This is a genomic window from Orbus sasakiae (assembly GCF_039542345.1).
Lineage (GTDB): Bacteria > Pseudomonadota > Gammaproteobacteria > Enterobacterales > Orbaceae > Orbus > Orbus sasakiae.
On sequence record NZ_BAABHY010000001.1, the window covers coordinates 1361152 to 1372878 of the forward strand.

General features: G+C 36.7%; 6 protein-coding genes. 3 read left to right on the plus strand and 3 right to left on the minus strand.

Annotation, left to right across the window (positions count from 1 at the left end; genetic code table 11):
- Window positions 1–8: 8 nt before the first annotated feature.
- Together ligA and zipA are read right to left on the minus strand one after the other, a co-directional pair.
- Window positions 9–2024, minus strand: coding sequence for an NAD-dependent DNA ligase LigA (gene ligA, locus ABEA36_RS05955; RefSeq protein WP_345490880.1), 2016 nt, complete (start codon window positions 2022–2024; stop codon window positions 9–11).
- A 77-nt stretch (window positions 2025–2101) separates the two neighbouring features.
- Window positions 2102–2998: a cell division protein ZipA gene (gene zipA / locus ABEA36_RS05960; protein ID WP_345489826.1), complete on the minus strand. Its 897-nt coding sequence runs from the start codon at window positions 2996–2998 to the stop codon at window positions 2102–2104.
- Between the two features lie 344 nt (window positions 2999–3342).
- Here zipA and ABEA36_RS05965 point away from each other — a divergent pair, with 344 nt between their 5' ends.
- Window positions 3343–4725 (plus strand): efflux RND transporter periplasmic adaptor subunit, encoded by a 1383-nt coding sequence (locus tag ABEA36_RS05965; RefSeq protein ID WP_345489827.1) that lies wholly within the window; start codon window positions 3343–3345, stop codon window positions 4723–4725.
- 19 nt (window positions 4726–4744) lie between these two features.
- Window positions 4745–7945: an efflux RND transporter permease subunit gene (locus ABEA36_RS05970; RefSeq protein ID WP_345489828.1), complete on the plus strand. Its 3201-nt coding sequence runs from the start codon at window positions 4745–4747 to the stop codon at window positions 7943–7945.
- An 85-nt stretch (window positions 7946–8030) separates the two neighbouring features.
- Here ABEA36_RS05970 and rep read toward each other — a convergent pair whose 3' ends face one another.
- Window positions 8031–10052, minus strand: a complete 2022-nt coding sequence (gene rep / locus ABEA36_RS05975; RefSeq protein WP_345490882.1) for a DNA helicase Rep — start codon at window positions 10050–10052, stop codon at window positions 8031–8033.
- A 450-nt stretch (window positions 10053–10502) separates the two neighbouring features.
- Between rep and gapA the strand changes: the two genes are divergently transcribed.
- Entirely contained in the window at window positions 10503–11501 is a 999-nt protein-coding gene (gapA, locus tag ABEA36_RS05980) for a glyceraldehyde-3-phosphate dehydrogenase (RefSeq protein ID WP_345489830.1), read from the plus strand.
- The last annotated feature ends 226 nt before the right edge of the window (window positions 11502–11727 follow it).

Sequence of the window (11727 nt, forward strand, 5' to 3'; positions counted from 1 at the left end):
GTGTTTAACTAAGCAAAATGCGCTAGCATAGTTTGCTCGTCCATAATTTGGATATTTAATTCTTGCGCTTTAGTCAGTTTAGAACCCGCTGCTTCACCGGCGATAACAATATCCGTATTTTTAGACACACTGCCCGTAATTTTCGCACCAAGTTGTTTCAGCTTTGCTTTAGCATCATCTCGGCTCATAGAGGATAATGTGCCCGTTAAAACGATCACTTTATCCTTAAAAATACTTCCTTCAATTACCACGGGTTGAACATTTTGTGGCCAATGAATACCAATTTTGTCGCTAATCAATTCGTCAATAATATGTTGGTTATGTTCTTCTTTAAAAAAGTTAACAATACTTAACGCAATCACTTCACCAATATCACTGACATTTTGTAGCTGTTCAACATTACTATTACGAATGGCATCAAGCGAACCTAATTCATTAGCTAAATTTTCAGCCGTCACTTCACCTACATGCGGAATGCCGAGGGCATAAATAAAACGGCCAAGAGTCGTTTGTTTGGTCGCTTGTAATGAATTAAGTAAATTTGTGGCTAATTTTTCGCCCACTTTATCAAGTGAACAAAGTTTTGGCAAAGTCAAATAGTACAAATCGACAGGGTTTTTAACATAATCTTTATCAACTAGCTGTTCAATAATACGATCACCTAACCCCGTTACATCCAGTGCTCGCCTTGAAACAAAATGCTTTAACGCTTCCTTACGCTGAGCGGCGCAAAATAATCCACCTGAACAACGAGAAATAGCTTCACCTTCATCACGCACAATCACCGATCCACAAACTGGGCAATGTGTTGGAAAATGAATAGCTTGTGTTTCTTCTGGTCGTTTTTCTAAAATGACCGCGACCACTTTAGGAATCACATCGCCAGCTCGTCTGATGGTAACAAAATCACCTTCACGAATACCTAATCGTTCGATTTCATCACTATTATGTAGCGTCGCATTACTAACAATCACACCTGCCACTTGTACAGGTTCAAGTCGAGCAACCGGCGTAATTGCTCCTGTTCGTCCAACTTGGAAATCAACCTTTTTCAATTGTGTCACTTGCTCTTGTGCTGGAAACTTGAATGCCGTCGCCCAGCGTGGTGCCCTTGCAACAAAACCTAATTGTTCTTGTAGATTAATTTGATTAACTTTGATAACAACACCATCGATGTCGAAATCTAATGACATACGCTGTTGTTCTATATCATTAAAATAAGCAATTGCCTGTTCACATCCCATTTTAATTTTGACTTTATCACTGACAGGAAGTCCCCATGCTTTAAATTGCATTAAGCGCCCGTAATGAGTATCGGCTAATTGTTCACCCTCAAAAACTCCCATACCATAACAATAAAATGTTAAGGGTCGTTTGGCAGTAATTTTGGGATCGAGTTGACGCAATGAACCTGCTGCTGCATTACGCGGATTGGCAAACATTTTTTCATGGCGCTTTTCTGCATCTTGGTTTAACTTTTCAAATCCTTGATGTGTCATGAATACTTCCCCTCGTACTTCTAAACGAGTGGGAATATTACTACCTGTTAACGTTAATGGAATGGCTCGGATGGTTTTTACATTTTCAGTAATATCCTCACCAACGGAACCATCACCTCGTGTTGCGGCTCTTACAAACTGGCCATTTTCATAAAGTAAACTGACAGCTAATCCATCAAGTTTTAATTCACAACAATATTCGATGTCATGACCATCGATATTGGCGCGTTCTCGAACACGTTTATCAAAAGCGATAAAGCTCTCTTTATCAAAAACATTATCTAACGATAACATGGGAATTTCATGCTTCACCGAATTAAACTGGCTTAACGCGATTCCCCCAACCCGTTGTGTTGGCGATTGTGGTGTGATTAATGCGGGATTTTGTTGTTCTAAGCGCCTTAATTCTGCCATTAACTTATCATATTCAGCATCTGGAATAGAAGGATCATCTAACACATAATATTGATATTCATGTTGCCTTATTATGGTACGTAATTTTTCTATTTGATTTTCGATATTCATAGGTGCTTGCTTAGTATTCATTAATAGCTCGTTTAATCATTAATTGATTGTGTGAAAATCTGGCTTATATGGCCAGATTATTCTTGGGTAACAGCTTTGATGCGATTTTTATAACTATCTATTTTTTGAGGGGTTAACATATGGTGTTCATCATCAAGCACAACACCATTAACATCATCAGCAATGCGTTGTGCAGATTGCAGCATGAGTTTAAAGTTTTGAGCAGTATGACCATAAGAAGGAATCATCATAAAAATTGATACACCTGCTGTCGTAAATTCATGCATGGTTTCAGGATCGAGCGTACCAGGTTTTACCATGTTTGCTAAACTAAATAACACAGGACCATTGCCTGCTGGATCTAAATGACGATGGAAAATTTGCATTTCACCAAATTGGAATCCAGATTGAATAATACTACTGAGGAGTAAATCACCTCGAATAAGCTCTTCATTGAGTCCCGTCACATGTAACACCAGTACATCAGTTTTAGGTGCAACTTTAGTTGCAGGCTGCGTAGTTGGATTAGGTTTTACCGCAGGAGAATGCTCATCAATTTTCAGATTATCATCAGATTGAGATTTTTCGGTGTGACTTACGGTATCAAGCGACTGACTGACAGTATCTTCAATTTTTACATCAGGCTCATCTTCAACAAATAAATCGCGCTGCATAGGTTTAATTTCAACGGGTTGCACCGTAAATAAATCATCTTGAGTGTGCTCTTGTGCTATATGTGGTTGGCTCGGCACATCGCGTTTGGTTGACACGACTCTCACTTCCCCTACACCATCTTGAAAACCATCATTTTTCTCATTGTTTTGCCAAGATAAACTATCCTTGTTACTTTTTTTACTTTTTGGTGTTTCAAAAATAGAAGAGCGCTCTTTTTTATTAATCCAAAATCCGTGAATCAATAAGGCGATGATTACTAAAGAAGCAATAATAATCAGCACAATGCGTAAATTATCCATAATACCTATCTCTGTATTAATTTAATGTCACTATATTACTGTATTTAAATATCAATACTCAAGTAACTTAAAGTTGTACTGACTATTTTATACAAATCAATAATGTTATTCACTTAAAAGTTAGTCAAACACATGAGATAAATCATAAAACCCGCTATTTTGTTAGATTTTATATTGAAGTCACATGACGTTTTATTTTTAGTACTCTGTGCTATCGTTGCAATTGGCACTTACATTAAAAGGTTAATTTCTGTAAAATTCAGTCCTATTTAAGTATTTATTTTATAATTAATAAGCAAATAAATATGCATACGCATGATTGATTTTACCGAGGTTATTTTTATATGAAATTTAAAAGAGCTCTATTCCCCGTTACTCTCGCGTTAGCTTTAGGTGGCAGCTTATTTTTGACTGGTTGCGATAATCACACATCTAATGCCCAAGAATTTAAACTCCCATCGGTAAATGTCACCGTTTTTGAAACAGAACCTTTAGATTATACTGTGAAAGTTGCACTACCAGCACGCGTTATTGCTTCACAAATTGCTGAAATTCGCCCACAGGTCAGTGGCATTATCTTAAAAAGAGAGTTTGATGAAAGCAGTAATGTGACAGAAGGTCAATCATTGTATCAAATTGATCCCTCACTTTACCAAGCCAATTATGACAGTGCACTAGCTAGCGTTGCAAGTGCTGAAGCAAGTGCCAACATTGCACATTTAACGTTAAAACGTTATGAAGGATTGCTTAAAACAAAATCAATCAGCCAACAAGATTATGACAAAGCGGTCGCGGATGCACAGCAAGCTGATGCTGCAGTATTAGTTGCAAAAGCCAACTTAAACTCAGCTAAAGTGAGTTTAGATTATACTAAAGTTTACTCACCCATTGATGGTTATATTGGTAAATCAAACGTGACTGAAGGTGCGTTAGTTGCAGCAAGTCAAACCACTGCGATGGCTATAGTGCAAAAAATTGACCCAATTTATATTGACATGACACAGGCTGCTTCGACCTTTGAACGTAATGAAAAAGATCGAAATAAAATCTATACACCAGATCAAAAAGTAGAAGTATTTTTTAATGACGGAAGTAAATACCAAAATGACGGTAAAATTATTTTCTCTGATAAAAATGTGAGTGAAACAACGGGTACTGTCGTATTACGTGCTGAATTTTCTAATCCAAATTCTGAACTCTTACCGGGTATGTTCTTAAAACCGATTTTGACACTTGGTCATATTAATAAGGCGGTCTTAGTGCCACAAAAAGGCATTACCAGTGATGAAAGCGGAAGCTATACAGCCATTATTGCAGTACCTGTGCCAAAAGATAAAGAAGTCGAAGTGATCAGCAAAGCGATTCTTGCTAATGGTTTAATTCCATTTGACAAAGATAATCAAGAATCGGTGGCAAATGCTGAACAAAAAGCAAAAGCTCAAGCAGAAAGTCTTATTGCTGAACAACAAAAAAGTCAGCAAGCTGATAAGAACTTTTATTACTTTGAAAAACGCAATAACATCCAAGTCTACGCAGGGATTTCTGGTTATTGGGTTGTCACCAATGGAATTAACTTAGGTGAAAAAGTGGTTGTAACAGGCTTACTTAATTTAACCAGTGTGACAACACAAGCCACTGACCGAAAATTATTTGCTAATATTGTTGCAGAGCCGACTTCTCTGTCACAAGCAGACCTAGATAAAATGATTGAAAATAACGTTAAGTAAGAATCGGAGTTCTTAAATAATGGCTAAGTTTTTTATAGATCGCCCAGTCTTTGCTTGGGTAATTGCAATAATGATGATGTTAGGCGGATTGCTTGCCATCAAATTACTTGCAGTTGAACAATATCCTGATATCGCACCTCCAGCCGTCACCGTAACTGCGGCCTACCCAGGTGCCGATGCGCAGACAATTGAAAACACCGTAACGCAATTAATTGAACAGAACTTGACTGGTATTGATAACTTAATTTATATGAAATCAACCAGTAGTGCGCAAGGTATTGTACAAACAACATTAACATTTTCACCGGGTACAGATCCCGATTTTGCACAGGTTCAGGTATTAAATAAAGTAGAAAGTGTTAAATCTCGTTTACCTGAAAGTGTACAAAAAAATGGGGTTTCTGTTGCAAAAAACAATACTAACTTCTTAAAAGTTATTGGTTTCTATTCTGAAAACCCATTAAAAACGCAAGCTGATATTGCAGACTTTGTGTATTCAACCGTTCAAGATCCTATTAAACGTGTACAAGGCGTTGGGGACACCACATTATTTGGTTCAGAATATGCAATGCGTATTTGGCTAGATCCAAATAAAATGACTTACTTTAAGTTATCAACAACCGAAGTAACTACTGCGATTCAAGCACAAAATGCGCAGGTAACGGCGGGTCAATTGGGTTCTAGACCAACAACAGATGGTCAAGAATTAAATGCAACAATTACTGCACAATCAAGGCTTAATACCCCTGAACAATTTGAAAATATTTTGGTCCGTGTGAATACTGATGGGTCGAAAGTATTATTAAAAGATGTTGCGCGTGTTGAACTGGGTGCGGCTGATTATAATTTTATTTCAACTTACAATGGTAAATTAGCTGCAGGTCTTGCAATTTACTTAGCAACTGGCGCTAATCAGCTTGATACATCGAATGCAGTAGATGCTAAAATGGAAGAGTTATCAAAAATCTTCCCAGAAGATATTCGTTATACCTTCCCTTATGACACAACACCATTCGTCAAATTATCCATTAATAACGTGGTAGATACGTTAATCGAAGCAATTGTTTTAGTGGTTATCGTTATGTTTGTATTCTTACAAAATGTAAGAGCAACATTAATTCCAACTATTACAGTACCGGTCGTATTGTTAGGTACATTTGCTGTACTTTATATCTTTGGTTTTACCATCAATACGTTATCCATGTTTGCAATGGTGCTTGCGATTGGTTTATTAGTTGATGATGCCATTGTCGTCATCGAGAACGTTGAACGTATCATGGAGGAAGAAGGTTTATCGCCTTATGATGCAACAGTCAAATCGATGGAACAAATTACCTCTGCATTAGTTGGTATTGCCGTTGTATTATCAGCAGTATTTGTACCGATGGCATTTTATGGTGGCGCGGCTGGTGGTATTTATCGGCAATTCTCTATTACGATCGTAACGTCAATGGCATTATCTGTATTGATGGCTGTCGTATTAACGCCAGCATTATGTGCGCAAATTTTAAAACCACCTTCAAAATATAAAAATAAAAAGCTATCTATTTCTGAAAGATTGGCAAAAGTACCTCCATTTACCTGGATTAGCTGGTTATTGAAAAAATTCTTTAAAGGTTTCAACGCAACGTTTTCAAAAAGTCTTCATCTTTATGAACGCGGTGTTATTAAAGTCATTAAATACCCATTAATTAGTTTTGTTAGTTACATTCTGATTGTTGTGGCGCTGATGTTTGGCTTTAATAAATTACCAACCGGCTTTTTACCTAATGAAGATCAGGGTGTGGTAATTATGATGGTGGAATTACCACCTGGTTCTACACTGACTCAGACGAATGAAGTATTAAGTAAGGCCTCTAATTACTTCCGTACAGAAGAAAAATCTGTTGATGCGGTATTTACCGTCGCAGGATTTAGCTTAGCCGGTCGTGGTCAGAATATGGGCTTAGGTTTCATTAAACTTAAAGACTGGAGCGTACGTCAAGATGCAGATCAGAAAGTAGATGCAATTGTTGGTCGCGCGAACCGTTTCTTATTTACATTAACTGAAGCGCGTAGTTATGCGTTAAACCTTCCTGCTGTTCCATCATTAGGTATGGCAAATGGTTTCTCTTACATGCTAAAAGATAGTGGCGGTTTAGGTCATGATGCGTTAATGCAAGCATTCTACCAATTGTTAGGTATGGCAATGCAAAACCAAAATCTGACTCAAGTCCGTCCAGCCGGTATGCTTGATGTTCCACAATATAAAATTAATGTTGATTTTGAAACAGCTCAAGCTTTAGGTTTATCGGTGAGTTCTGTTAATAGCGTTCTATCAACGGCATTAGGTTCATCGTATATTGATGACTTTGTTTACCAAAACCGCGTTAAAAAAGTTTACGTGCAAAGTGATGCACCTTACCGTATGTTGCCACAAGATTTTAATTTCTGGCATGTCAAAAATGGTAGTGGTGAAATGGTACCTTATGAGTCGTTTGCCCAAACAACCAAAACATTTGGTTCACCTTCATTAGTTCGTTATAACGGTGTGTCAGCAATTGGTATTAGTGGTACGGCGATACCTGGTCAAAGTTCGGGTCAAGCGATGGCGATTATGGAAGAACTATCACAACGATTACCGACTGGCTTTACCTATGATTGGACCGATATTTCTTATCAAGAACGCCAAACAGGATCACAGACAACGACATTATATTTAATTTCATTGATCGTCGTGTTCTTATCACTTGCGGCATTATATGAAAGTTGGACTGTTCCAATCTCAGTCTTGTTTGTTATCCCGTTAGGTATTGTTGGTACTGTTTTTGCAACAATGTTCCGCAGTTTAGATAACGACATTTACTTTATCGTGGGTCTCTTAACGACAATGGGACTTGCGGCGAAGAATGCAATATTGATCGTAGAATTTGCAAAAGATGCACTTGAAAAAGAAGGTAAATCATTAATTGATGCAACGTTAGAAGCGTGTCGTTTACGTTTAAGACCGATTTTAATGACTTCATTTGCCTTTATTCTAGGGGTATTACCACTCGCAATTAGTAGTGGTGCTGGTTCTGCAAGCCAAAATGCAGTAGGTACAGGGGTTATTGGTGGGATGTTAACAGCAACGTTCTTGGCTATTTTCTATGTACCGTTATTCTTTGTGTTCGTCACCAAAGGGTTTACTAAACACAAAAATAAAACCGTGTTACCTTGCTCAGCAAAAACGAAACAGTAAACTTGATTAATAACTAAAAAGCGCCAAATGGCGCTTTTTTTATATTCAAAAGATTCAGATTTAATAAATCGTTACCATGTTATTGCTATGATTGTGACTTGGCTTTCGCTAGTTGTGCTTTGAGCATAGCAAGCCGGCTTTTACCTTGTTCCATGCGTTGTTCAGATGTCGTTTGCTTTTTACTGCTCCAGTTAAGATCATCTTGCGGTAACTCAAATAAAAAACGACTGGGTTCTAAGTAGCTAATATCGCCGTATTGCTTGCGCTGAGTACTATAAGAAAACGTTAATACTTGTTGCGCACGAGTAATGCCGACATAAGCAAGCCGCCTTTCCTCTTCAATATTATCTTCATCAATACTGACTTGATGTGGTAATAAACCTTCTGCCATACCAATTAGGTAAACAAAAGGAAATTCGAGGCCTTTAGATGCATGTAAAGTCATCAATTGTACTTCATCTTGTTCATCTTCACTTTCATTACGTTCTAACATATCACGTAAGGTAAAACGGATAACAGCTTGCTCCAGTGTAACAGGCTCATCAATATCATCCCCTTTCATCATCTCATCTAACCAGCTAATAAGCTGTTCAACGTTACGCAATCTCATCTGTGCGGCTGTTGGAGATGGCGAAGTTTCATATAACCAACTCTCATAATCAATACCATGTAAGAGTTCGTAAACAGCAGACATCGGATCTTGTTGTGCATTATCCGATAACTGCTTAAACCAGTTAACAAAATGACTTAACGACTCAAAACGTTTAGGCGGTAAAATTTCTGTCAATTCGATATCGAACGCAGCTTTGAATAGGCTTAATGATTTTTTACCAGCAAGGTCCCCCAACTTCTGTAATGTCGCGGGACCAATTTCACGTTTTGGGGTATTGATAATACGAATAAATGCATTATCATCATCAAGATTAACCAGCAGACGCAAATAAGCCATCATATCTTTGACTTCAACCCGTGAAAAAAATGAAGTCCCACCCGAGATTTTATAAGGTACGCGATGTTGCATTAACATTTTTTCAATTAATCTAGATTGATGATTACCACGATATAATATTGCATAATCCCCATATCGGGTATTGTTGGCAAATCGGTGACCAATTAAATCATTAACAACTTTTTCTGCTTCATCGTCTTCGTTATTCGCTGTTATAACATTGATATGTTCGCCATAACCTAATTCAGAATGGAGTGTTTTAGTAAACATATGAGGGTTATTTTCAATCAGAATATTGGCTGCTTTTAAAATTCGGCCTGAAGATCGATAATTTTGCTCCAATTTTATCACCTTCAAATTTGGAAAATCTTGACTTAATAACACCAAATTTTGTGGTCTTGCTCCTCGCCATGAATAAATCGATTGGTCATCATCCCCCACCACAGTAAACTTTGCCTTACAGCCGACTAATAATTTAATTAATTCATATTGGCTTGTATTGGTATCTTGATACTCATCAACCAATAAATAGCGAACTCGATTTTGCCACTTTTCACGAACGTCTTCATTTTTTTGCAAAAGTAATGTTGGCAATAAAATCAGATCATCAAAATCTAAAATGCCACAAGATTTTTGTTGCTGCTCATAAAGTTGGTAACAATGTGCAAATAATTTTTCTTTCTTAGTTTGAGCGCGAGCCATTGCTATGGTCGCATCAACCAAATCATTTTTCCAGTTTGAAATCGTACTGCGAAGCTGATTAATGAGATCTTTATCGCCATCAAACCATTGTTGTGTTAACTCTTTTAATAATGAAAACTGATCTTGATCATCAAAAAGCGAAAAGTTACTCTTAATACCAATTTGTTTATATTCTTTACGAATAATATCCAGACCTAACGTATGAAAGGTAGAAATTTTTAAGCCTCGCGTTTCTTGTCGTCCTAGCGTTTGCGCAATACGCTCTTTCATCTCTCTTGCTGCTTTATTAGTAAATGTTACCGCAAAAATATGTTTTGCAAGATATTCTTTAACTTGAATAAGGTAAGCAATTTTATTAATAATGACTCGAGTTTTTCCTGATCCTGCCCCCGCTAAAACTAGACACGGACCAGAGACATACTCGACAGCTTGCTGTTGACTTGAATTTAAACGCACATCAAATAACCATCTAAACAATAATTGCGCCTAGTATACTAAACTCAGCTTTAAAAACCTATTGTTCAATTGTCTGATAATCAAGCACACATGGCTAAAATCTTGTTTACGAAGATTTTAATTTACCTAATTTTTACCCATCATTTTATTCGCTAACATATTATGTTTGCTGAGAATTATCATAACGTTATCATTATTAAATTTAATGAAAATAAAACTCATTAAGCTTTTGATTAGTAAAACCAATAAGTTGACGCGTGATATTAAATTTATTTAATAAATAATAAGGCTTTTTGTTAAAAAACCTTGAAAAGGCAAGTTGTTATCTCCATAACTATCCTAAGACATTTCGTGCCTAACACTGATAATGATCTTGAATAAATCACTGAAATTTGGTAGCTTATTGCCAGTAATTTTTCACATTTAACACAAAAAAAGAAGGTAATTGTTATGACAATCAAAGTAGGTATTAATGGTTTTGGTCGTATTGGTCGTATTGTTTTCCGTGCTGCTCAAAAACGTTCTGACATCGAAATCGTTGCAATTAATGACTTATTAGACGTTGATTATATGGCTTATATGCTTAAATATGATTCAACTCATGGTCGTTTTGATGGTACAGTTGAAGTTAAAGATGGAAAATTAATCGTTAACGGTAAAACAATCCGCGTTACTGCTGAAAGAGATCCTGCTAACTTAAAATGGGACGAAGTTGGTGTTGAAGTTGTTGCTGAAGCAACTGGCTTATTCCTTGATGATGCAACAGCTCGTAAACATATCCAAGCTGGCGCTAAAAAAGTTGTATTAACTGGTCCTTCAAAAGACAACACGCCAATGTTTGTTATGGGTGTTAATGATAAATCTTATGCTGGTCAAGATATCGTTTCTAACGCATCATGTACAACTAACTGTTTAGCGCCTTTAGCTAAAGTCATCAATGATAACTTTGGTATTGTTGAAGGTCTAATGACGACAGTTCACGCCACAACAGCAACGCAAAAAACAGTTGATGGTCCATCTCACAAAGATTGGCGTGGTGGTCGTGGTGCTGCTCAAAACATCATCCCATCTTCAACTGGTGCTGCTAAAGCTGTAGGTAAAGTTATTCCTGAATTAAATGGTAAACTAACGGGGATGTCTTTCCGTGTTCCTACTCCAGACGTTTCTGTTGTTGACTTAACTGCTCGTTTAGCAAAACCGGCTAAATATGAAGAAATCTGTAAAGTTATCAAAGCTGCTGCTGAAGGCCCAATGAAAGGTGTTCTTGGTTATACTGAAGATGACGTTGTATCAACTGATTTCTTAGGTGAAATTTGCACCTCAGTATTTGATGCTAAAGCTGGTATCCAATTAAGCGATACTTTCGTTAAATTAGTAGCTTGGTATGATAACGAAGTTGGTTATTCAAACAAAGTTCTTGATTTAATCGCTTGTGTATCTAAAAAATAATTCATTATTATTTTAAAAAAACGGCCCTATGGGCCGTTTTTTTTAGCTATTTTATTATCAATAACCTCACAGAATGCAATTTATCCTCATTATGATTTCAGATTAAATTATGGCATTATCTTACCGACTATTTTTCCTCTTTTAATATTTTATTCACTTTTTTGCTTGAAAAATCAATTTTGACACCTATATATGTAAGGTCTTTAATCTAATTAATAGTTAATTT